The sequence below is a fragment of the Flavimobilis sp. BM9 genome (assembly GCF_058313055.1).
The window spans coordinates 1-249 of record NZ_JBZEMO010000023.1; the positions used below are offsets into that span (position 1 = coordinate 1).

Genomic DNA, 249 nt, shown 5'->3' on the forward strand with positions numbered 1-249 from the left:
CAACTCACCTTCACAGGCTTACAGAACGCTCCTCTACCGCATCACCAAAAGGTGATACCCGTAGCTTCGGTGCATGGTTTGAGCCCCGTTACATCTTCCGCGCAGGCCGACTCGACTAGTGAGCTATTACGCTTTCTTTAAAGGGTGGCTGCTTCTAAGCCAACCTCCTAGCTGTCTAAGCCTTCCCACATCGTTTCCCACTTAACCATGACTTTGGGACCTTAGCTGACGGTCTGGGTTGTTTCCCTT

At 51.8% G+C, this 249-nt stretch carries 1 rRNA gene; it reads right to left on the bottom strand.

Annotation, left to right across the window (positions count from 1 at the left end):
* Positions 1 to 249: ribosomal RNA gene (locus tag AC4F3Q_RS13565) — 23S ribosomal RNA — on the bottom strand; the annotation flags it as partial.